Annotated in this window: 21 protein-coding genes, 1 tRNA gene and 1 pseudogene; 19 read left to right on the top strand and 4 right to left on the bottom strand. The window is 38.6% G+C overall.

Features of this window, described 5'->3' with window-relative positions:
• Nucleotides 1–58 precede the first annotated feature (58 nt).
• Nucleotides 59–823 (top strand): annotated as a pseudogene (locus tag HDC90_RS25815) (recombinase family protein); the annotation flags it as partial.
• 728 nt (nucleotides 824–1551) lie between these two features.
• On the opposite strand, the gene HDC90_RS24570 reads toward HDC90_RS25815, so the two are convergent.
• From HDC90_RS24570 to HDC90_RS24560, 3 genes are all read right to left on the bottom strand, one after another.
• A tRNA-Arg gene (locus HDC90_RS24570) sits at nucleotides 1552–1625 on the bottom strand.
• Between the two features lie 98 nt (nucleotides 1626–1723).
• Nucleotides 1724–2188, bottom strand: a complete 465-nt coding sequence (locus HDC90_RS24565; protein WP_184471185.1) for a redoxin domain-containing protein — start codon at nucleotides 2186–2188, stop codon at nucleotides 1724–1726.
• 71 nt (nucleotides 2189–2259) lie between these two features.
• The gene (locus HDC90_RS24560) at nucleotides 2260–3162 is read right to left on the bottom strand and encodes an SDR family oxidoreductase (protein WP_184471183.1); all 903 of its coding nucleotides are present in this window, start codon (nucleotides 3160–3162) and stop codon (nucleotides 2260–2262) included.
• Between the two features lie 161 nt (nucleotides 3163–3323).
• On the opposite strand from HDC90_RS24560, the gene atpD reads away from it, so the two are divergent.
• Together atpD and atpC are read left to right on the top strand one after the other, a co-directional pair.
• Nucleotides 3324–4829, top strand: a complete 1506-nt coding sequence (atpD, locus tag HDC90_RS24555) for a F0F1 ATP synthase subunit beta (RefSeq protein WP_056088622.1) — start codon at nucleotides 3324–3326, stop codon at nucleotides 4827–4829.
• 85 nt (nucleotides 4830–4914) lie between these two features.
• Complete coding sequence (gene atpC, locus HDC90_RS24550; RefSeq protein WP_055912620.1) at nucleotides 4915–5160, top strand: ATP synthase F1 subunit epsilon; 246 nt, start codon at nucleotides 4915–4917, stop codon at nucleotides 5158–5160.
• A gap of 66 nt (nucleotides 5161–5226) precedes the next feature.
• Here atpC and HDC90_RS24545 read toward each other — a convergent pair whose 3' ends face one another.
• Nucleotides 5227–6096, bottom strand: a complete 870-nt coding sequence (locus HDC90_RS24545; protein ID WP_184471182.1) for an alpha/beta fold hydrolase — start codon at nucleotides 6094–6096, stop codon at nucleotides 5227–5229.
• Between the two features lie 787 nt (nucleotides 6097–6883).
• Here HDC90_RS24545 and ilvE point away from each other — a divergent pair.
• From ilvE to HDC90_RS24465, 16 genes are all read left to right on the top strand, one after another.
• Nucleotides 6884–7774, top strand: coding sequence for a branched-chain-amino-acid transaminase (ilvE, locus tag HDC90_RS24540; protein ID WP_184471180.1), 891 nt, complete (start codon nucleotides 6884–6886; stop codon nucleotides 7772–7774).
• A gap of 287 nt (nucleotides 7775–8061) precedes the next feature.
• Nucleotides 8062–9744 carry a dihydroxy-acid dehydratase gene (gene ilvD / locus HDC90_RS24535; protein WP_184471179.1) on the top strand — a complete coding sequence of 561 codons (1683 nt, stop codon included), beginning with the start codon at nucleotides 8062–8064 and terminating at the stop codon, nucleotides 9742–9744.
• Between the two features lie 103 nt (nucleotides 9745–9847).
• Nucleotides 9848–10357 carry an ORF6N domain-containing protein gene (locus tag HDC90_RS24530; RefSeq protein WP_221451943.1) on the top strand — a complete coding sequence of 170 codons (510 nt, stop codon included), beginning with the start codon at nucleotides 9848–9850 and terminating at the stop codon, nucleotides 10355–10357.
• A 21-nt stretch (nucleotides 10358–10378) separates the two neighbouring features.
• Nucleotides 10379–12130, top strand: a complete 1752-nt coding sequence (gene ilvB / locus HDC90_RS24525; protein ID WP_184471177.1) for a biosynthetic-type acetolactate synthase large subunit — start codon at nucleotides 10379–10381, stop codon at nucleotides 12128–12130.
• Between the two features lie 99 nt (nucleotides 12131–12229).
• Nucleotides 12230–12868, top strand: coding sequence for an acetolactate synthase small subunit (ilvN, locus tag HDC90_RS24520; protein ID WP_184471175.1), 639 nt, complete (start codon nucleotides 12230–12232; stop codon nucleotides 12866–12868).
• 95 nt (nucleotides 12869–12963) lie between these two features.
• A complete protein-coding gene (locus tag HDC90_RS24515) occupies nucleotides 12964–13353 on the top strand; it encodes a glyoxalase superfamily protein (protein WP_184471173.1) in 390 nt (129 codons plus the stop codon).
• Between the two features lie 18 nt (nucleotides 13354–13371).
• A complete protein-coding gene (locus HDC90_RS24510; RefSeq protein WP_184471171.1) occupies nucleotides 13372–13836 on the top strand; it encodes a DinB family protein in 465 nt (154 codons plus the stop codon).
• 103 nt (nucleotides 13837–13939) lie between these two features.
• Nucleotides 13940–15421 carry a ketol-acid reductoisomerase gene (ilvC, locus tag HDC90_RS24505; RefSeq protein WP_184471169.1) on the top strand — a complete coding sequence of 494 codons (1482 nt, stop codon included), beginning with the start codon at nucleotides 13940–13942 and terminating at the stop codon, nucleotides 15419–15421.
• A 106-nt stretch (nucleotides 15422–15527) separates the two neighbouring features.
• Nucleotides 15528–16940, top strand: a complete 1413-nt coding sequence (gene leuC / locus HDC90_RS24500; RefSeq protein ID WP_184471167.1) for a 3-isopropylmalate dehydratase large subunit — start codon at nucleotides 15528–15530, stop codon at nucleotides 16938–16940.
• Between the two features lie 116 nt (nucleotides 16941–17056).
• Nucleotides 17057–17350 (top strand): antibiotic biosynthesis monooxygenase, encoded by a 294-nt coding sequence (locus tag HDC90_RS24495; RefSeq protein WP_184471165.1) that lies wholly within the window; start codon nucleotides 17057–17059, stop codon nucleotides 17348–17350.
• A gap of 79 nt (nucleotides 17351–17429) precedes the next feature.
• Nucleotides 17430–18014, top strand: coding sequence for a 3-isopropylmalate dehydratase small subunit (leuD, locus tag HDC90_RS24490; RefSeq protein ID WP_184471163.1), 585 nt, complete (start codon nucleotides 17430–17432; stop codon nucleotides 18012–18014).
• Nucleotides 18014–19474: an ATP-binding cassette domain-containing protein gene (locus tag HDC90_RS24485; RefSeq protein ID WP_184471161.1), complete on the top strand. Its 1461-nt coding sequence runs from the start codon at nucleotides 18014–18016 to the stop codon at nucleotides 19472–19474. The genes leuD and HDC90_RS24485 overlap by 1 nt, the downstream gene beginning before the upstream one ends.
• A gap of 4 nt (nucleotides 19475–19478) precedes the next feature.
• Nucleotides 19479–20570: a 3-isopropylmalate dehydrogenase gene (leuB, locus tag HDC90_RS24480; protein ID WP_184471159.1), complete on the top strand. Its 1092-nt coding sequence runs from the start codon at nucleotides 19479–19481 to the stop codon at nucleotides 20568–20570.
• Between the two features lie 10 nt (nucleotides 20571–20580).
• Nucleotides 20581–21741 (top strand): 2-isopropylmalate synthase, encoded by a 1161-nt coding sequence (locus tag HDC90_RS24475; RefSeq protein WP_184471157.1) that lies wholly within the window; start codon nucleotides 20581–20583, stop codon nucleotides 21739–21741.
• A 209-nt stretch (nucleotides 21742–21950) separates the two neighbouring features.
• Nucleotides 21951–23201 (top strand): threonine ammonia-lyase IlvA, encoded by a 1251-nt coding sequence (ilvA, locus tag HDC90_RS24470; RefSeq protein ID WP_184471155.1) that lies wholly within the window; start codon nucleotides 21951–21953, stop codon nucleotides 23199–23201.
• Nucleotides 23202–23359: 158 nt separating this feature from the next.
• Nucleotides 23360–23719, top strand: coding sequence for a cupin domain-containing protein (locus tag HDC90_RS24465; RefSeq protein ID WP_184471153.1), 360 nt, complete (start codon nucleotides 23360–23362; stop codon nucleotides 23717–23719).
• The last annotated feature ends 149 nt before the right edge of the window (nucleotides 23720–23868 follow it).

The raw sequence follows: 23868 nt of genomic DNA, 5'->3' as shown, positions 1-23868 counted from the left end.
GGGCTTTTTGCTTTGGCGGACCTTATCAAATTAACTCGGCAAAGGGGGGCGTTTTAAAGTGGCGAAGGGGGGTCAATTTGAAGCGGTTTATCCAATTGAGCGTCAACGGGTGGTTACTGACCACTATATAGAATTTCACAAAATCAACCTCGTAGACACGTTCATCGACAGGGGAAAAAGTGCAAAAACCTTCGATAGACCTGATTTCATCAAGCTACAAGAGTTTATCGGATTATACCATAAAAATGTAGATTACCTATTGGTTGACCAGATGGACAGGTTTAGCCGGGACGCGGGCGAGGCAATGAGCATGGTGAAAACATTGCAGTCCAAATATGGCATCCAGATCATCAGTGTCTCAGAAGGTATAGAATTTGACTACAATACCCCAGGTAGCTTCTTCAGGGCAGGCTTACAATTGCTGTTAGCAGAGGAAGATAACATCAACCGCAGTATTAAAATCAGGTCCGGGCTGTATTCCAAGAAAACCAAGGAAGGAAAGTTTGTTTTTGGGATCAGTCCTTTCGGCTATAAAAAAATAGGAGAACCAAGAGACCGGCGATTAATCATCGATGAACGAGAAGCAAAAATCGTGCGTTTCATTTATGAAGCCTATCTAAAAAACGTACCGCTTTACCTGATCAAACAAAAAGCAGCCGAAATGGGCCTAGACCGTAAAGGCAACATGATCGTAGAGCGGATCCTAACCAATGCGGTTTACGCGGGGCTGATTAAAGCCGAGCCCTATAAAGAACATCCCGGAGGGCTATTCCCTGGCATTCACGAACCTATTATCGACATGATCTCATGGAAAATGGTGCAGAGTAAATTTACCAGGCCCGCCAAAACCCGAACAATCGTCAACGACGAACTCCCCTTGAGAGCCATTTTAAAATGCCATTGCGGAAATGTAGTGACCGGCGCAGCCTCACGTGGCAAATCCGGCCAATATTTCTACTACTATAAATGCAGATTCTCTAAACACAACAACATTAGCGCAAAGAAAGCGCACATCCAATTTGATACCGCATTGGAATTAATGAGCCTGCCAAAAAAATCCGTAAAAAAAATCAGAGACCGCGCGAATCAAGAAATCGAAAAAGAAGTCGAAAATAACAGGAAGGGTCTGGCCAACAAAAAAGCAGAACTGGCAGGTGAACAGGAAATGCTCTATGCTGTCGAAGAAAAGTGGATTAGAAATGAAATCGACCAAGAGACTTACCGAAGGTGGTATTTAAAGTACAAGACCAATATCGACGACCTGGAAATCGCTATCGCCAGGTTAGGCACTAACCACGGTGAAGCCTATAAAATACTCAACAACCGCCTGGATACATTTACGGACATAAAATCCGTTTACCATGAATTTGATACCCTGGAAAAGCGTGAATTTATTGAACTGGTGTTCGACTCTAATCTCTACTATGAAAACGGCATGTATCGAACACCTACGATGATGAATTTACTATCCATTAATTACCTGAAAATGAGAGAATTAGGAGTGCTGTATGTAGACAAAAAAAGGGAGGATTTTTCAATCCTCCCTTCAAGTGCACTCGTAGGGATTCGAACCCCAAACCTTCTCATCCGTAGTGAGATGCTCTATCCAATTGAGCTACGAATGCGTTTCCGTATCGTTAACGGACTGCAAAGGTATAATTTGATATTTTAATTTCCAATTAAATTTAAAAAAATCTTAAATTAATTCTTTGCAGAATGTACTTTATGCGCTTAATGCATCATTAATTGCTTTAAAATCAGGCAGATCTTTTGCATTTTCCAAAACTTCCGCATAAGCAATTTTTCCTTCTTCATCGACCACAAAAGCGGCTCTTTTAGAAACACCTTTCAATCCAAACACAAATTCATCATAAAAAGCACCATAAGCTGCAGATACTTCTTTGTTAAAATCGGATAATAATGGGAACTGGTAATTTTGCACTTCTTTAAATTTACCCAGAGAAAATGGAGAATCGACAGAAATACCGATTACCTGTGCATTTATGCCTTCATAGTAGCTAAAGTTATCCCGCATGGTACATAACTGCTCGGTACATGTTCCGGTAAAAGCCATCGGAAAAAAGTGGATAATAACTTTTTTACCTTTAAAACCAGAAAGAGCAACTTCTGTTAAATCTGAACTGTACAATTTAAAATCAGGGGCGGTATCGCCAATTTGTAGTGCCATTATATTTTTTTAGTTAATGTGTATGTTAAATGGTTTAATTGCTTAATTGTTTTAAGACTACCGACTCAAGACTATCCTTTCATCTGTTGATCTAAAATCGCCAACCCCTCTTCGAAACTATGAGGATGGTAATCTAAATCTTTAATCGCTTTATCCAAAACGAAACCTGTTCTAATTGGTCGTTTAGCTGCCTGGTTTAAACCTGCAGAACTTATTTCATTAATGAATGATTGTTTAAGCCCCCAATAGTCGGCAACTTTTCGCACTAAATCTGCAATACTCATGTAATCTTTACCCGATATGTGGTAAAATCCTTTTGCATTTTTTTCTACGGCTAATATACAGGCTTCGGCTAAATCTTCGGCTAATGTGGGCATACGCCACTGATCATTTACTACATTAATAGGTGATGCTTCTTCTAAGGCCCCTTTAGCCCAAAGTACAATATTGCTTCGGCTCATATCGCTGGTAATCCCATATACTAATATTGTTCTTAAGATCGCCCAGTTTGCTTTTGAGTTTTTCAATAGCTCTTCTGCCAATACTTTCGATTCGCCGTAGTAACTTACTGGATTAACAGCATCTTCTTCTTTATAAGGCCCGTTGGCACCATCAAAAACAAAATCGGTACTTAAATGAATAAGCCGAATCTTTTTTTCTTCACATATTGATATTAGCGTTTGAACTGCATCTGCATTTAATTGGCGACAAAGTTCTTTATTGGCTTCGCAAGTATCAACATTGGTCATGGCTGCAGTGTGCACAATGGTATCTGGATTGTACCTTCCAATAACTTCCCTAACCTGAACAGCATCCAGGATATCCATTTCTGCATATTCATAACCATCCTTTACCGGATAGCGGTTTACCCCTTTTGATGTAGCAATCAGGTTTACACGTCCTTCTCTTAAAACTTTTTCGGTTATTTTCTGTCCCAAAAGACCGTTGCTACCTGTTGTTAAAATGGTTTTCATATGCCTGATTTAGGGCACTAAATTATCCATAAAAACCATGTTGAAAAAATTTATAATATATATTTAAAATTAAGTAAGAATAACTTAACTTTGCCAACCGAATTGGAGCCCCTGTAAACAGCTTTAATTCATTGACTGTAATAAATTTACTCACAACAGATATGCCTAACTTAGGAAAAATAGCACAAATTATCGGCCCAGTGGTTGACGTTAGCTTTGCTAATGATGCCCATCTACCTAAAATTTTTGATGCGTTAGAGATAACGAAAGAAAATGGACAGAAAATTGTTTTAGAAGTTCAACAACACTTAGGTGAAGACCGCGTACGTGCGATCTCGATGGACTCTACAGACGGTTTAGTTCGTGGAATGGACGTAGTTGATACTGGTGCTGCGATTAAAATGCCAGTTGGCGACCAAATTAAAGGTCGTTTATTTAATGTAGTTGGTGAAGCGATTGATGGTATCAACACAGTTGATAAAACAGACGGTCGCCCTATTCACGCAACTCCTCCTAAGTTCGAAGATTTATCTACTGAAACTGAGGTGCTTTTTACAGGTATCAAAGTAATCGATTTATTGGAGCCTTATGCAAAAGGTGGTAAAATTGGTTTATTCGGTGGTGCTGGTGTAGGTAAAACGGTATTAATTATGGAGTTGGTTAACAACATCGCTAAAGCTTATGCTGGTTTATCAGTATTCGCTGGTGTTGGTGAGCGTACTCGTGAGGGTAACGATTTACTTCGTGAGTTTATCGAGTCAGGTGTAATCAACTATGGCGACGAATTCTTACACTCAATGGAAAAAGGTGGATGGGACTTGAAAGCTGTTGATACTGAAAAATTAAAAGAATCAAAAGCAACATTGGTTTTCGGACAAATGAACGAGCCTCCTGGTGCACGTGCACGTGTGGCATTATCAGGATTAACAGTTGCAGAATATTTCCGTGATGGTGATGGTGAAGGCGCAGGAAAAGACATCCTTTTCTTCGTTGATAACATCTTCCGTTTTACGCAGGCAGGTTCTGAGGTATCGGCTCTACTAGGTCGTATGCCATCAGCCGTAGGTTACCAACCAACATTGGCAACTGAGATGGGTTTAATGCAAGAGCGTATTACTTCAACAAAACGTGGATCAATTACATCAGTACAAGCGGTATATGTACCAGCGGATGATTTAACTGACCCGGCTCCGGCAACAACTTTTGCCCACTTAGATGCAACTACAGTACTTTCGCGTAAAATTGCCGAGTTAGGTATTTATCCTGCAGTAGATCCATTAGATTCTACTTCACGTATCCTTTCTCCAGCTGTTTTAGGTGATGAGCATTATAATACTGCACAACGTGTTAAAGAAACTTTACAACGTTATAAAGAATTACAAGATATCATCGCAATCTTAGGTATGGACGAATTATCTGAAGAAGATAAATTAGTTGTATCAAGAGCACGTCGTGTTCAACGTTTCTTATCTCAACCCTTCCACGTAGCTGAGCAATTCACAGGCTTAAAAGGTGTATTGGTTGACATTAAAGATACCATCAAAGGATTTAACATGATCATGGATGGTGAAGTTGATGAGTACCCAGAAGCTGCATTTAACTTGGTTGGTAGCATTGAAGATGCAATCGAAAAAGGTAAAAAATTATTAGCAGAAGCGAACAACTAGTATCGAGATATCCTGTATCAAGTATCAAGACCAGAAATTTCATCTTTATACTCGTACTAAATACTCGTTACTCAATCTAAAAAAGATGAATTTAGAAATATTAACTCCAGATAAAAAAGTTTTCGAAGGTGAAGTAACAGCAGTTACGGTTCCTGGTACTTTAGGTTCTTTCCAGATTTTAAAAGACCACGCCCCTATCATCTCTACTTTAGAAGATGGAGAAGTTATTATAAAAGCAAATAAAGCTGATGAGCAACGCTTTTTTATTAAAGGCGGTGTGGTTGAAGCTATCCACAACAAAATTGTGGTTTTAGCCGAAGGTATTGCTTAGTTAAAACAATTAACTCGTTTTAAAAGCCTCCCGATAAAAAAAATCTGGGAGGCTTTTTATTTTATGTTATTGTTTAACAAAATCACAAACCGCCGCAGTAAATTCCTTATTCTTCTCATAATAAAGCATGTGCGAACCATCTATCTGCACTACTTTTTGATTGGGGAATTGATAATTTTTATAATAATTTGGTCCAACAGCGTGATCATCCTTACCCGTTATAATTAAGGCCGGTATTTTAATTTCACTGGTAAGTAAAGCATAATCTTTAAAATATTCGGGATACTTTTGCACCTTTGTGCTATCCATCAAAGGCATAAAAAGCGTCATTCCGAAATCTGATGTACGTTTATAGGAGTTTTCAATGCTGTCCATTTTAATAATAGTACCTACATCATTGGCAATATATTTATAGCCAAGATGCACCGCGCTTAACTTTTTTCTAACCAGCGCTGCTTCATTCATTAATTTTTTAAAATCTGTTTCATTTATAGTGGTATCCTTTTTCAATAACCTGTATCCATATTCAATTTGTCCCTTAACCTGATTTAGATTCATAAAATGGGCTATTGTATTCGCCATGATGATGCCAGATAAATGTTCGGGATACTTCAGGGCATAATTAATTGCCAGAACACCACCGAACGAATGACTAAGTAAGTACACTTTTTTTACGCCTAATTTTAACCGCAGCTCTTCAACATCTTGAACAACCCGGTTTAAACTATAATTTTTTGCATTTTGCGAATGACCAGATCCTCTTTGATCCAGATAAACCATCGTTAAACATTTCTCCAGACTAGCTCCACCCATTTTTTCAAAGGAAAGAAAATCCTGACCAGGGCCTCCATGCAAGTAGATGCAAACTGGCCCTTTGCCTGCTACCTTAACAGATAACTTTACAGTATCTGAAGTTAAAATGGTCTGGTCTCCCATTTTGAGATGGGAGTTTGAATCTGATGGTGAACAACCACTAAATAGTCCGATTAAGAGAATCGAAAGGATATAAATTGTTTTCATAGGAATAGTTTCTAATATTAAATTACATAACTAATTCCAATAAGCAATCAAAGGCGTTCAACGATACCATGATATGCACAAAAAACGTCAGTAACGCTTCGTGTTTTAACGTCAAAATATCGCCTGAATTTTCAATTTCACATGGCCTTTAACTCGTTTTAGGCAGAAAAACCGAAAATTTACAATGCAAGCATAACAAACAGACTATATACCGTTTTGATATCTGGTCTACAGCTATCGGCATTAAATAACTAATCTAACCCGCATTAAGAATATTATTTCGAATAAAACAAAAAAATAAGAATAATATTCTTATTTAACTTTTTTCTGATTTCTCTTGCATATTAATGAACCAAAAACTAAATTGGTTTTCATAAACAATAAGATAATAATGAGCTTTCAGAGCAACACATTTTCTACCTACATTACTGCAAAAGCAGCTGGTAATGTAGTGCTGTTACCTGTCATTTTATTTAACCTCCTACTCCTAAACATTTTATGGGGTAATAAGCGGACGCAGTTTAAATAGATTTTAAAAAACTAAATATACCTAAAGCGTCTCGATACAAACGGGACGCTTTTTTTAAATAACAGAACACAGTATTATGAACTTTCAATGATTAAATAAACCAAAAACAAATGAAATACTTATTTAATCATGGCAAGCGCCATCTGACTGATGAAAAAACAATAAAATAAACAGATGAAATACTATAATTCTAATACGATTATTTACCTTGACGGACAGTTTGAAAAGGCTGTAAATAGTAGTACCGATCTTTACGGGCAGTCGCTACACTACGGCTATGCTGCTTTCGAGGGTATTAGAGCCTATAAAACACATAACGGCAACCGTATTTTCAAAGCCGCTGGACATTTTGATCGCTTAGAGCGCTCTTGCCAGTTGGCAAATATCCCATTCCCCTGGGATAAACAAGAATTAATTGCTGCAACCTATAAATTACTTCAGTTGAACAAACTGAAAGATGCTTATATCCGCCCTTTGGTATTTTGCCACCCAAACATGAAATTAAACGAACCAAGTGGGGTTTCTATATTAATCTGTGCTTGGGAATGGGATGCATATTCGGGCAACAAATTGTTAAAATTAACAGTTTCTGATTACGAAAGACCAAACCCGAAATCGACTCCAATGGAAGCGAAACTGAGTGGTAACTATGTCAATTCTATTTTAGCTACCACAGCAGCAAATATTAAAGGTTATGACGAAGCTTTACTTTTAGATATGCATGGCTTTGTTGCTGAAGCATCGGGGGCAAATATCTTTCTTGAAAAAGACGGAAAATTATATACCCCATCTTTAGGGAATATTTTACCAGGCATTACACGTGCAACTGTAAAAGAACTTTGCACCGTTCTGGATATAGAATGTATTGAGAAAAAACTAACTATAGAAGATCTTAAAAATGCTGACAGCGCTTTCTTATGCGGAACAGCGACCGAAATAGCCGGTATTGCCTCAATTGATGATATTGTTTATCGGCCATTATGGAGAGAATCTATTGGTTATACTATACAACGTGCCTATAAAAACCTGGTGCTAGAAAAAGTAAATTACGAAGTGATTATATAGTCCGAGGTCGGAAAGTCAAGAGTCCGAAGTCGAAAAAATAGAGAAATAAATAAAATAGTTCTTTGCATTTTTTAATATGTTAGTATGTTTGTAATTCGTAGAAAACATGAATTTAAACACAAACATTATTAGCAACCTAATTATTGTCATTTCTCAAAAGAGAGGTGGAAATCGTTGCGTATAATATAAAAATATACCATATCGAACCGCCTCTTTAAAAAGAGGCGGTTTTTTTTTGCCTCAAAAAGAAATAATTGAAAAACAACTGCATACATACAATTTAAACAATGAGCGAATTAAACAAGTACAGTAAAACATTTACACAAGACCCTACACAACCGGCAGCCCAAGCTATGCTTTACGGAATCGGATTAACTGATGCTGATATGGCTAAAGCACAGGTCGGTATTGCAAGTATGGGTTACGATGGTAACACCTGCAATATGCACCTTAACGATCTTGCAAAAGATGTGAAAAAAGGGGTCTGGAATAATGATTTAGTGGGCTTGGTTTTTAACACCATTGGCGTAAGTGATGGGATGAGCAATGGTACCGATGGGATGCGTTACTCATTGGTAAGCCGTGACGTTATTGCTGATAGTATCGAAACCATTTGCGGTGGCCAATATTACGATGGAATTATCTCCATCCCTGGCTGTGATAAAAACATGCCTGGCGCCATTATGGCTATGGCACGCTTAGATCGCCCTTCAATTATGGTTTATGGCGGTACAATTGCCCCAGGCCATTATAAAGGCGAAGAATTGAACATTGTTTCGGCTTTCGAGGCATTAGGACAAAAAATTTGCGGTAATCTTTCTGATGAAGATTATCAGGGCATTATTAAACACACTTGTCCTGGCGCAGGAGCATGCGGTGGTATGTATACCGCAAATACCATGGCATCGGCAATTGAGGCCTTAGGTATGAGTTTGCCTTATTCATCTTCAAATCCAGCTATAAGCCCAGAGAAAAAACAGGAATGTTTAGATGCCGGTAAATACATTAAGGTTTTACTGGAGAAAGATATTAAACCATCAGATATCATGACGCGAAAAGCATTCGAAAATGCCATCCGTTCGATTATCGTATTAGGTGGTAGCACCAATGCTGTTTTACACTTTATCGCTATGGGTAAAGCCATCGGCGTGGAAATTACACAGGATGATTTCCAGAAAATGAGTGATGTAACTCCGGTACTTGCCGATTTTAAACCTAGTGGAAAATATTTAATGCAGGATTTACACCAATATGGAGGTATCCCTGCTGTACTAAAATATTTATTAAATGAAGGTTTATTACACGGCGATTGCTTAACCGTAACCGGAAAAACTATGGCTGAGAATTTAGCTGATGTGAAATCGATTATGGATTACGATCAGAAAATTGTTCAAAAATTAAGCGAACCCATCAAGGCAACAGGGCACTTGCAGATTCTTTACGGAAACCTTGCAGAAAAAGGTTCTGTAGCAAAAATCAGCGGCAAAGAAGGTGAAAAATTTGAAGGACCTGCACGTGTTTTTGATGGTGAACACGATTTAATTGCTGGTATTTCGAGCGGCCGTGTTCAACCGGGTGACGTAATCGTAATTAAAAATTCTGGTCCGGTAGGTGCACCAGGTATGCCTGAGATGTTGAAACCAACTTCAGCCATAATTGGTGCTGGTTTAGGTAAATCGGTAGCTTTAATTACCGATGGCCGCTTCTCTGGTGGTACACATGGTTTCGTGGTTGGTCACATCACACCCGAATCTTACAAAGGCGGTTTAATAGGTCTGGTGGAAGACGAAGACCCTATTTTGATCGATGCTGTAAACAACATCATCAGCTTACAAGTCAGCGAAGAAGTGATTGCCGAGCGGAGAAAAAAATACGTTCAGCCAGCATTGAAAGTAACAAAAGGTGTTTTATATAAATATGCTAAAACAGTTTCGGACGCAGCTAGTGGCTGTGTAACTGACGAATATTAAAATCAAAAAATCATCCCCAGATTAATTGATTACTAAGAAATAGATTATGCAAATAATTAAAAGTATTCAGAATAGGATTTATGAAATCCGGTGAGAGAGAATAATGCTCGATTTTGATCTGGCATTGCTCTATGAAGTTGAAACAAAGGTATTAAATCAGGCTGTAAAGCGTAACATAAAGCGCTTTACTGATGATTTTATGTTTAGGCTCACTCAGATTGAATGGCAAAGTATGCGGTCACAAATTGTGACCGCATATGGAGAAAACATCAATCAGACACAAACAGTGATGATAAGCCAAAACAAAAGGAATCTGGGAATTACTCCTTATGCCTTTACGGAGCAAGGGGTGGCCATGCTAAGTGGTATTTTAAAGAGCGATAAGGCGATTAATATGAATATTGCCATTATGAGAGCCTTTGTTGATGTTCGGAAAATTTTGCTGAAGCAAAGCAACCTTAATGAACAACTAACAGAAATTAAAGAACGGATTGGAGAACATGATGTTCAGCTCAACGAGCTTTATGATGCAATGGAAAATTTAATAGACGAGAAAATTGCTCAATTAAAATGGAACGACAGACAAAGAATTGGGTTTAAAATTAAAGAATAGTAGAACCGCAAAAACATAACTATGGAAACTGCACAAGATACAATACAACAAAACGAGGCAAAAGCAGCAACCTCAAAAACCTTATTCAAAGGAACAGGCTCGCAGGTTTTGTTGAATGGATTAGTTGAAGAAGGTGTAACCACCATTTTCGGTTATCCGGGAGGAGCAATCATGCCTATTTATGATGCTCTTTATGATTATGCTGATAAATTAGAACACATACTGGTTCGCCATGAGCAAGGTGGTATCCATGCTGCTCAAGGTTTCGCACGTGCAAGCGGCGAAGTTGGTGTGGTTTTCGCAACCAGCGGACCAGGTGCAACCAATCTGGTTACCGGTTTGGCAGATGCACAAATCGATAGTACACCATTGGTTTGTATTACCGGTCAGGTTTTCGCTCATTTATTGGGAACAGATGCTTTTCAGGAAACCGATGTGATCAATATTACCACTCCAGTTACCAAGTGGAATTATCAGGTTACTGACGCTAAAGAAATCCAAGAGGTTTTGGCTAAAGCTTTTTACATCGCTAAAAGTGGCAGACCAGGTCCTGTATTGATCGATATTACCAAAAATGCACAATTACAATTGGAAGAATTTCCTGAGTATGTAAAGTGTAACCATATTCGCAGTTATCGTCCGAAACCTAAAGTGAGGATAGAATATATCGAGCAAGCAGCCGAATTAATCAACTCAGCAAAAAAACCTTTCATTCTATTTGGACAAGGTGTTATTTTGGGTAAAGCTGAAGAAGAATTTAAAGCATTTATTGATAAAACAGGTATCCCTGCCGCATGGACCATTATGGGTGAAGGTGCTATCCCAACTTCACACCCATTAAATGTAGGTATGTTAGGCATGCATGGTAATTACGGACCAAATGTATTAACCAATGAGGCTGATGTAATTATTGCCATCGGTATGCGTTTTGATGACCGTGTGACCGGCCGATTAGATAAATATGCCAAACAAGCTAAAGTAGTGCATTTGGATATCGACCCTGCTGAGATTGATAAAAATGTTAAAGCAGAAGTTGGTGTTTGGGGCGATTGTAAAGAAACTCTACCCCTATTAACCAATTTGGTTAACGAAAATAAGCACGAAGATTGGTTGGCTAAGTTCAGGCAATATAACCAAGAGGAAATAGATCAAGTCATTACTCCAGAGCTTTACCCAACGGGCGATGAAATGACCATGGGCGAAGTATTGCGCAACATCAACGAAATTTGTGGTGGCGATGCTGTAATCGTTACCGATGTTGGTCAGCACCAAATGGTAGCCTGTCGTTATGCTAAATTCAACAATACCCGCAGTAATATCACTTCAGGCGGTTTAGGTACAATGGGCTTTGGTTTACCAGCTGCCATTGGTGCTAAATATGGTGCTCCTGATAAAACAGTTATTGCCATTATTGGTGATGGTGGTTTCCAGATGACACCTCAGGAGCTGGGTACCATTATGCAATTTGGCGCAGCAGTAAAAATCCTCATCCTGAACAACCGCTTTTTAGGCATGGTTCGCCAATGGCAACAACTGTTTCATGATAAACGTTATTCTTTTGTTAACATCACCAGCCCTGATTTTGTGGCTTTAGCAAAATCGTACTACATCGAAGCAAGCAAAGTTGATGAACGTGCAAACTTAAGGCAGGCATTAGAAACCATGATCAACCATGAAGGTTCTTACTTATTGGAAGTAATGGTTGGTAGAGAAAACAATGTTTTCCCAATGGTTCCGCAAGGAATGAGTGTAAGCGAAATCAGGTTGAAATAAGGTATAGGGCAGAAAGCTTAAAGACTAAAGTAAAAAGCAAAATAGCATCAATAACAAACCTTTATGGCCTTGTGCCTTAGTGATAAAAAAGTTTTGAAAATGAGTACTGAAAACACATTAGAACATAAAATAGATAAAGCTGATTTGGAAGGTAAGCAGGAATATACCATTACGGTTTATGCCGAAAACCGCGTCGGTTTATTAAATAGGATTGCGATTATTTTCTCTAAAAGGAAAATCAATATCGAAAGCCTTAACACCTCTCCTTCTGAGATTGATGGTATCCACCGTTTCAACATCGTGATTCACGAAAGCTATGAAGTGGTACGAAAACTGGCCCGTCAGATTGAGAAGCAAATCGAAGTATTGAAAGTTTATTTTAATACCAACGACGAGATTATCTGGCAAGAACTGGCACTGTACAAAGTTTCTACTGATGAAATTGCTGAAAAAGTAACGGTAGAACGCTTATTAAGACAATATGGGGCAAGTGCCGTAGTAATCCGTAAAGATTATACTGTTTTTGCAGTAACTGGTCACCGCGAAGAAACTGATGCTTTGGTAAAAGCTTTAGAACCCTACGAGCTGATCGAGTTTGTGAGATCTGCAAGAGTAGCCATTATTAAAGATAGTGCAGGATTCCACGAAAAACTGAAAGAATTCGAAGCTTTCGAACCGGGTGAAGAATTAGTAGAAAATGAGTTTTTAGATAAAGGACAGAAAATTTTTACAATGTAGTATAAAGATGGAGGGCAGAAAGACGGAAGGTAAAAGAATGATGCTTAGCGACCTTCGCGAAAACCTTAGCGCCCTTTGCAGTTAAACTAAAAAATATGAAATGCAATAAAGTGATACCGATTTTAAGAATGTTCGATTACGATAAGGCAATTGAATTTTATATAAACTGGCTGGGCTTTAAAATAGACTGGGAGCATACTTTTGAAAAAAACACCCCAGTTTATATGCAAATTTCCTTACATGGTATCGAATTACACTTAAGTGAACACCATGGAGATTGTTCGCCGGGTGCACATGTTCATATCAATTGTACAGGTTTAAGAGCATTTCATAAAGAAATTATAGATAAAAAGTACAAGTATAACAGACCAGGCTTGGAGAAAACTTTTTACGGAACCTGGGCAGTAACCGTAAACGATCCCTTCTTTAACAAGATTACATTTAACGAAGAATTAACCGAAGCCGAAAAACAAAACGATAATTAGATAGATACAAAGTATAACATGATAAACCCGATATTTGATTTTATAATAAACTCACGCAAGGCATTTATTAAGTTAATAGATACCTTAACAATCGAAGAATTGAATAAAATTCCTGATGGTTATAACAATAACATCATCTGGAACTTTGGCCATATTGTAGTAAGCACACAAACACTTTGTTATGTTCGTACAGGGGTATTAAAAGATGCTGCTTTGGTAAAGTTTAACGAGTATTATAAAAAGGATACGAAGCCATCTTATACGGTAACTGAAGAAGAAGTAGCGGAATTGAAAGCCATCGCATTAGAGAGCATTGAAAGAATAAAAGAAGATTATGCAAATGGAAAATTTTCGAGCATCCCCCCCTTTTTAACGGCAACTTACGGTGTGCAGTTGAATAGTATTGAAGAGATACTAATTACTACCATAGGGCATGATAATGTGCACTTTGGCTATGCCGCTGCGTTAAAGAAACAGATATAAGGTAAAAAGAAAGAATCGGTAAAATCACTAAATCAGTGCAATCAAACCGAAGGAAAGAAAATATAAACCCGATAATTAAATAGAAATTAACCAATAAAAAACAATGGCAAATTATTTTAACACATTACCTCTTAGAGAAAAATTAAACCAATTAGGTGTTTGCGACTTCATGGACAGTTCTGAATTTTTAGATGGCGTTAGCGCATTAAAAGGTAAAAAACTGGTAATTGTAGGTTGTGGTGCACAAGGCTTAAACCAAGGTTTAAATTTAAGAGATAGTGGTTTAGATGTAAGCTACACCTTACGTAAGGAAGCAATTGAAGGCAAACGTGATTCGTGGAAAAATGCAACTGAAAACAATTTCACAGTTGGTACTTACGAAGAATTGATTCCGAATGCAGATGTAGTAATCAACCTTACTCCTGATAAACAACATACCGCTGTTGTAAATGCAATTATGCCTTTAATGAAAGAAGGTGCTACTTTATTATATTCTCACGGTTTCAATATCGTAGAAGAAGGCATGCAGATCCGTAAAGATTTAACCGTGATTATGGTTGCACCTAAATGCCCAGGTAGCGAGGTTAGAGCAGAATATGTGCGTGGTTTTGGTGTTCCTACCTTAATTGCGGTTCACCCTGAAAATGATCCTCAAGGTAAAGGATTGGCGCAAGCAAAAGCATATTGCGCTGGAACAGGCGGTCACAGAGCTGGCGTATTAAAATCATCTTTCGTAGCTGAGGTAAAATCAGATTTAATGGGTGAGCAAACCATCCTTTGTGGTTTATTGCAAACAGGTTCTATCCTATCTTTCGATAAAATGGTAGAAAAAGGAATCGATGCGGGTTATGCTTCTAAATTGGTTCAATACGGTGTTGAGGTAATTACCGAAGCCCTAAAACAAGGTGGTATTACTGCAATGATGGACAGATTAAGCAATGTAGCTAAAATCAAAGCTTTCGAAATTTCGGAAGAATTGAAAGACATTATGCGTCCATTGTTCCAAAAACACCAGGATGATATTATGAGTGGCGAATTTAGCCGTATCATGATGGAAGATTGGGCAAATGGCGATAAAAACCTATTGGCTTGGAGAGCTGAAACTGGCGAAACTGCTTTTGAAAAAACACCTGCAGGTGATGTTAAAATCGGTGAGCAGGAGTATTTCGACAATTATACTTTAATGGTTGCTTTTGTTCGTGCCGGTGTTGAATTGGCTTTCGAAACCATGGTGCAGGCTGGTATTAAACCAGAATCGGCTTATTACGAATCGCTACACGAAACACCGCTTATTGCCAACACCATTGCACGTAAGAAGTTGTTCGAAATGAACCGTGTAATTTCTGATACGGCTGAATATGGTTGCTATTTATTCGATCAAGCCTGTAAACCACTTTTAGGCGATTTCATGAAAAAAGTAGATACTGATTTAGTTGGTAAAAACTTCAACGAGGGTAAAGATGGCGCTGTTGACAACAGACAATTAATTGATGTTAATGAGGCGATCCGCTCGCACCAGGTAGAACAGATCGGAGCAACATTACGTAAAGCAATGACCGCAATGAAGGCGATTAAAACAGCATAGAAACAAAAAGAATGTCGTCCCGAGCCTGTCGAAGGAATTCTTTTTGTTTCTATAACGAAAAAGTCTTCGACAAGCTCAGACTGACAAATATTTAAATAATAGCAAAATGTCAAAAACATTAGTAGAAAAAATTTGGGATGCTCACGTTGTAAAAAGTGAAGAAGGATTTCCTGATATTTTATACATTGATACACACTTAATACACGAGGTAACCTCTCCGCAGGCATTTGATGGTTTGCGTAAAAGAGGCTTACCTGTTTTTCGTCCTAAACAGACCGTAGCAACGGCCGATCATAACGTACCTACACTAAATCAATTGTTGCCAATTAAAGAGGAGCTTTCGCGCTATCAGGTAGATATGTTAACAAAAAACTGTGCAGAATTTGGTGTAGAACTGTATGGCTTAGGGCATCCTTTTCAAGGCATTGTACATGTTATCGGCCCTGAACTGGGTATCACTTTACCTGGTAAAACGATGGTTTGCGGCGATAGCCATACCTCTACCCATGGTGCTTTTGGTGCCATTGCATTTGGTATTGGTACTTCGCAGGTAGAGCAGGTTTTTGCAACGCAATGTTTATTGCAGTCGAAACCAAAAACCATGAAAATTGAGGTAAACGGCGAGCTTGGAAAAGGCGTTGGTGCAAAAGACATTATCTTATACATTATTGCCAAAATCTCTGCCGCTGGCGGTACAGGTTATTTTATCGAATATGCAGGTTCGGCAATTGAGGCTTTAAGTATGGAAGCCCGTATGACCATCTGTAATATGAGTATCGAAATGGGCGCCCGCGGTGGCTTAATTGCACCAGACCAAACCACTTTCGATTATATTAAAGGAAGAGAATTTGCTCCTGCTGGCGAAGAGTGGGATAAAGCTTTAGCTTATTGGAAAACATTATATAGCGATGCTGATGCGAAATTCGATAGCGTTTTAACTTTCGATGCGGCAGATATTGCACCTATGATTACCTATGGTACCAACCCTGGAATGGGCATGGGTATCCAAGAACATATTCCGGCAACTGGTATACAACCAGAAAAAGAAAAACTTTCGTACCAGAAGGCCTTAGATTATATGGGCTTTGATGATGATTCTTCATTAATCGGAAAACCAGTTGATTATGTGTTCATCGGAAGCTGTACCAACTCACGGATAGAAGATTTACGCGAAGTAGCTCATTTTGTTAAGGGTAAACGCAAAGCAGATAACGTTACTGTTTGGATTGTTCCAGGATCGAAACAAGTAGAACAACAGGCTAAAAACGAAGGTTTGGATAAGATTTTTGAAGCCGCTGGCTTCCAATTACGCGAACCAGGTTGTAGTGCCTGTTTAGGAATGAACGAAGATAAAATTCCGGCAGGTAAATATTGTGTATCCACATCAAACAGAAACTTTGAGGGTAGACAAGGACAAAATGCACGTACTTTATTGGCCAGTCCACTTACCGCAGCAGCCGCTGCAGTAACCGGAAAAATTACCGACGTAAGAGATTTGTTGGAAAAGGTAGAAGGTTAAGAGACTTAAGGTAAAGGCCCGGCCTAATCGTCATTTCGAGGCACGAAGCAATCTTAATGCGATTGCAAGACTAAATAGATGGCTTCGTGCCTTGAAATAACAGAAAAGATTAATATATGATTTTAGAAGTTGCCATACTAAATGTAAGAGCCGGGTTATCGGCCGATTTTGAAAAAGCTTTTAGCGAAGCCCAAAAAATTATTTCTACAATGGAAGGTTACATTTCGCATCAGCTTCAGAAGTGTATAGAAGTAGAAAACAAATATATCCTGCTGGTAAACTGGGAAACACTGAAGGCACATACCAAAGGTTTTAGAGCATCGGCAGCATATCAGGATTGGAAAAAGTTACTACATCACTTTTATGATCCTTTTCCAACAGTTGAACACTTTACAAAGGTGGAAGGCTGAAGATTATTATAAATATTAAATCAATGAAATCACCTCCAATCGGTGAAATCATTTAAATCTGTGTAATCATCATTAAAAAATGAAAAAATTCACAAAATTAACATCGGCAGTAGTGCCTTTAAATATAGAAAACATCGATACCGATCAGATTATCCCTGCGCGGTTTCTAAAAGCGACTACGCGTGAGGGCTTTGGCGAAAATTTGTTCCGCGATTGGCGTTATGAGAACGATAACCAGCCTAAAGCTGATTTCGTGATGAACAACCCAACTTACAGTGGTCAGATACTAGTTGCCGGAAAAAACTTTGGTTGCGGAAGTAGTCGTGAGCATGCAGCATGGGCCATTCAAGATGCGGGTTTTGATGCAGTAATTAGCAGCTTCTTTGCCGATATTTTTAAAGGAAATGCTTTGAATAATGGTTTATTACCCATCCAGGTAAGCGACGAGTTCTTGGCGCAGATTTTCAAAGCGGTTAACAACAATCCAAAATCGGCTTTAGAAGTTGATTTAGAAAACCAAACGGTTACCATTATAGAAACTGGTGCTCAAGAATCATTTGAAATCAATCCATACAAAAAATCGTGTTTAATAAATGGTTATGATGATATCGATTTCATCTTGAACCAAAAACAATTAATTGAAGCATTCGAACAAGCAAAGTAATGTTTAAACCATTCCTCCACATACAGGATCTAAACTTAAGTTACCACAACAAAGCGGTGCTAAAGGATTTGTATTGGGAAATGAATATTGGCGAAAGCTATGTAATTGGTGGCCAAAGCGGAACAGGAAAAACATCGCTAGCTAAAGCTATTGCAGGCCTGATTCCATATCAGGGAAGCATAGAAATTGATTTCGATCAATTGAGCAAGCTTCCAAAAGAGGTTCTTTATGTAGAAAGCTGGTATCAGTTTAAAAACCTGGAAGGAGTAGCCAATTTTTATTACCAACAACGTTATACCAGCCAACAGGCTAAAGAAACTTTAACGGTTCATGCCGAATTGGTTGGTTATGGCAAAGAAAAAGGCCTTCACTTCGATCAGGTTGAACCTATTTTAGAGGCTTTAGGCTTTGCTACCTTTGCCAGTTCACAACTAATCGAATTATCAAGCGGCGAACATAAAAAGCTACAGTTGGTTAAAGCCCTATGGTTAAAACCCCAATTGTTGATTATCGATCAGCCTTATACTGGTTTAGATGCGGCTTCGCGCAAGAACCTGAACATTTTGTTGGATCAGATTGCAGAAGAAGGCGTTCAATTGCTCTTAATCTGTAATGATACCGAACTACCAACCTGCATTGGTTCTTTTGCTGAAATAAGAAATGGACAATTGGTTAAAGTAGGTGCTTTAGAATCGTCTGCTAGTAACGAAACCCATTTGAGAGAAATTCCGGATTTCTTAAAAGAGCCGCCCGTTTACAGTTCTCAGAACATTGTTAAAATGGTTAATGTAAATATTAACTATGGCAAAAAACAGGTATTGAAAAATATCAACTGGGAAGTAAAGGCCGGTGAAAAATGGCTTTTACAAGGTCCCAACGGATCGGGGAAATCAACATTATTGAGTTTAGTAAATGGCGATCACCCACAATCTTACGCCAACGAGCTTTATTTATTCGGCAACAGACGCGGAAGTGGCGAAAGCATTTGGGATATTAAACAGCATATCGGTTTAATCTCGCCTGAGTTTCATTGGTATTTCGACCCTACTGCTACCGTTTGGCAAAGCATAGCCTCGGGCTTTTACGATACAGTAGGGCTTTTCCGACAGCTACCTTATACCAAAAGTACACAGGTGGACGAACTGGTGGAATACTTTGGCCTGACTGAAAATAAAAATGAATTATTAACCGCGCTTCCACTCGGCAAACAACGATTGGTTTTATTAGCGCGAACAATTATAAAAAATCCGGAACTATTAATTCTGGATGAACCTTGCCAGGGTTTAGACCAGCAGCAAACAAAACATTTTAACCAATTGGTTGATGAACTGTGCAGCAATGGAATGACCCTGATTTATGTTGGCCATTTTGAATCGCAGCTGCCAACCTGCATTGAAAAAAGAATATTGTTAGAAAAAGGCGAAGTAAAAGTCGTCGAAACTATACTAGAAAACGTTTAGTACAATGAAGAAGAACATTTTAGTAATACCTGGAGATGGTATTGGACCCGAAGTTACCACTTGGGGAAAAGCAGCATTAGAAAAAATTGGCGAAATTTTCGGACATGAGTTTACATTTGAAGAAGCTTTAATGGGTCACGCAGCTATTGAAGTTACCGGTGAGCCTTTGCCTGATGAAACTTTAGAAAAAGCAAGACAAAGTGATGCCATCCTTTTTGGAGCAATCGGTCACGCCAAATATGACAACGACCCTAGTTTAAAAGTTAGACCAGAACAAGGTCTGCTGAAAATCCGTAAGGAACTGGGTTTATTTGCCAACCTCCGCCCGATATTACTATTTGACGAACTTCTTCAGGCATCGAGTATTAAACCAGAAATTCTAAGGGGAACCGATATTTTGTTCTTCCGCGAATTAACTGGCGATGTTTATTTTGGTGAAAAAATGCGCTCCGAAGACCGTAATACAGCTTCGGATTTAATGATTTACCACCGATACGAGGTAGAGCGCATTGCACATAAAGCCTATCAGGCCGCACAACAACGTAACAAAAGATTATGTTCGGTAGATAAAGCAAATGTTTTAGAAAGTTCTCGCTTATGGCGCGAAACCGTTCAGGAAATTGCAAAACAATATCCAGATGTAGAAACAGAGCACATGTTTATCGATAATGCAGCTATGCAGTTGATCAAAAACCCTAAAAAATTCGATGTGGTTTTAACCGCCAATTTATTTGGTGATATTTTAACAGATGAAGCTTCACAGATTGCAGGTTCAATGGGTATGCTCGCTTCGGCATCTGTTGGCGAAAGCACAGGTTTTTTCGAGCCCATTCACGGTTCTGCACACGATATTGCCGGCAAAGATTTAGCCAACCCATTGGCTTCTATCCTATCGGCTGCATTAATGTTAGAAATTGGATTCGGACTAAAAGAAGAAGCTAAATTATTGGTTGATACTATCGATCAGGTATTGAAAGAAGGTTTTAGAACACACGATATTGCCGACCAAAATACAAACCGGTTTAAAGTTTTAGGCACAGCCGAAATGGGCAAATTGGTTCTTAAATTCTTATCACAAAAATTAATCACTTCCTAAACTTAAGATTATGATTCACGACCCAAACAAAGTTTATATTTTCGACACGACATTACGTGACGGTGAGCAGGTTCCAGGCTGCCAGTTAGATACAAACCAAAAAGTAGAAATCGCTAAATCACTTGAGCTTTTAGGTGTTGATGTGATTGAAGCAGGTTTCCCGGTATCTAGTCCTGGAGATTTTAACAGTGTAATTGAATTATCAAAAGCAGTTACCAACCCCATTATCTGCGCTTTAACCCGGGCAAATAAAAACGATATCGATGTTGCCGCAGATGCTTTACGTTATGCGAAAAGACCACGTATTCACACAGGCATTGGCTCGTCTGATTTCCACATAAAACATAAATTTAACAGTACCCGCGAAGAAATTTTAGAACGTGCTGTTGAAGCCGTAAGGTATTCGAAAAAATTTGTTGAGGATGTGGAGTTTTATGCAGAAGATGCCGGCCGTGCCGATATCGAATTTTTAGCCAAAATGGTTGAGGCGGTAATTGCTGCCGGTGCAACTGTGGTAAATATTCCAGATACCAATGGCTATTGTTTACCAGACCAATACGGTTCGAAGATCCTTTTCTTAAAAGAGAATGTAAAAAATATTGATAAAGCCATTATTTCTGTGCATTGCCACAACGATTTAGGCCTGGCTACAGCGAATTCTATTGCAGGCTTACAGAATGGTGCGCGCCAGGTAGAATGTACCATTAACGGCATCGGAGAACGCGCAGGCAATACATCTATGGAAGAAGTCGTCATGATTTTGAAGACGCACAAAATTTTGGGTTTAAATACCCAGATTGATACTACCCGTTTTTACGAAATGAGCCACATGGTAAGGAACCAGATGAACATGCCGGTACAACCGAACAAAGCAATTGTTGGTGGAAATGCATTTTCGCACAGCTCAGGTATCCATCAGGATGGTTTCTTAAAAAACCGCGAGAACTATGAAATTATTAAGCCAGAAGATGTTGGTTTCCCTGATGCTACAATTGTATTAACAGCAAGAAGTGGCCGCCATGCTTTAAAACACCATTTAGACCGTTTAGGCCATAAATTGGAAAAAGAGCATTTAGATATTGTTTACAAACAATTCTTGGTTTTGGCTGATAGTAAACAAGGTATTAACGATCATGATTTAAACCAATTGGTTGCCTTACATTTAGCTTAATGCGGTGAGGGTTTAGGATTAGGCAATTAGCACTTAGTTTAACGCATTGACTTAAGTTTAATAAACCTGATTGGAATGAGCATGAAGCGCAGCGGAATAAAATGTAAAGCAGGACAGCTGCAACCGATGGAACACCGAACCCTGCTTTACAAATATATAAGCGAGATTTAAGTCTTGATACTCATATCTCTCTACTTGATACGACAACAATGAATACTACAACACCAAATACATTAGATTTTCAATCTGCATCACAACGATTAAAGGGCGTGGTAAAACGCACACCTTTAGAGTTTAACGCCGGACTTTCTGCACATTACAGTGCCAATATTTATTTAAAAAGAGAAGACCTGCAGATTGTACGCTCTTACAAATTGCGTGGTGCCTACAATAAAATTAGCACGTTGCCACAAGATGCATTGATTAATGGTGTAGTTTGTGCCAGCGCGGGCAACCATGCACAGGGTGTAGCCTATTCTTGCAAGAAACTAGGTATTAAAGGTGTTATTTTTATGCCAGAAATTACTCCAAAACAAAAGGTAAAACAAACCTATATGTTTGGTGGCGACAGTGTAGAGGTAGTTTTGGTTGGCGATACTTTCGACGATTGTTTGAAAGAGGCTTTGGCTTATAGTGCCGAAAAATCGGCTACTTTTATACCTCCTTTTGATGATGAAAAGGTAATTGAAGGACAAGCAACGGTTGGTGTTGAAATTTATGAAGACCTGCCTGATCTAGACATCCTGGTGATGCCTGTTGGCGGTGGCGGTTTAGCCTCGGGCGTAAGTGCCTACATGAAAACCGTTAAGCCAGATGTTAAGCTGGTTGGCGTTGAGCCCTTGGGTGCACCATCGATGGTTACGGCCATGGAACACGGCGGCCCTTATACTTTAGAAGAAATAGACCGTTTTGTAGATGGTGCCGCCGTAAAAAGAATCGGCCATATTACTTATGAGTATTGTAAGGAACTGCTGGATCAGATGCATTTAATCCCTGAAGGAAAAATATGTACAACCATATTAAAATTGTATAATGAAGATGCTATTGTTGTTGAACCTGCCGGAGCGCTCTCTGTGGCTGCATTAGATCAGCTTAGAGACCAGATTGCAGGTAAAACGGTAGTTTGTATTGTAAGCGGTGGAAACAACGATATCGAGCGTATGCAGGAGATTAAAGAAAAATCTTTGCTATTTGAAGGTTTGAAACATTATTTCATTGTACGTTTCCCACAGAGACCAGGCGCTTTAAAATTATTTGTAAATGAGGTTTTAGGTCCACAGGATGATATTACCCGTTTCGAGTTTATTAAAAAAACAAATAGAGAAAACGGTCCTGCATTGGTTGGTATAGAACTTTCTAATAAAAATGATTATGCCAGTTTACTGCAACGTATGAAAGATTTTAAATTTGAAATTATTGAACTAAACCAAGACCAAACTCTGTTTGAATATTTGGTTTAAAGGTTTTACCGTATAGATATTTCCGTCATTTCGAACGGAGTGCACCGAAGTCGAGAACCCGAAGGCTCAGCGAAGCCAAATCTATCAAAAATAGATCTCTCCACTCCACTGCATTCCAGTCGAGATGACGATTTTTTTTAACGTAAAAAATAAAAAAAATGAATTTCCAAGACTTAACCAACAAAACATTAATTTCTGATAGCGATATCGATTGGGAAGATTTAGGAGCAGGCGTTAAACGCAAAATTATGGCTTACGATGAGCAGTTGATGTTGGTTAAAGTAAGCTTTGAAAAAGGCGCCATTGGTACCATACACAATCATCCTCATTTGCAAATGAGTTATGTAGCCAATGGTAGTTTTGAAGTAAGTATGGGCAATGATAAGCAGATATTAAATGTGGGTGATGTATTCTTTGCCCCATCTAATGTATTTCATGGTGTGGTTTGTTTAGAAGCAGGCCTGTTAATCGATATTTTTAACCCACATAGAGAAGATTTTTTAGTTACGTCACCCTGACCTATAGCGAAGCGGAAAGCTACGAAGTAAATTTATTTCAGGGCCTTTGTAGACAAGATGCTGAAATAAATTCACTGTTGTCCGGTTAAAATTGATTATTGAAGATAAATAAGGCTTATTGGCTAATTAAGGTTGTTTATGTTTTAAAA

It is taken from the genome of Pedobacter sp. AK013, assembly GCF_014205835.1.
Taxonomy (GTDB): Bacteria; Bacteroidota; Bacteroidia; order Sphingobacteriales; family Sphingobacteriaceae; genus Pedobacter.
Note: the sequence above shows the minus strand (reverse complement) of the source record. Positions and strands in the feature narration are given on the sequence as shown.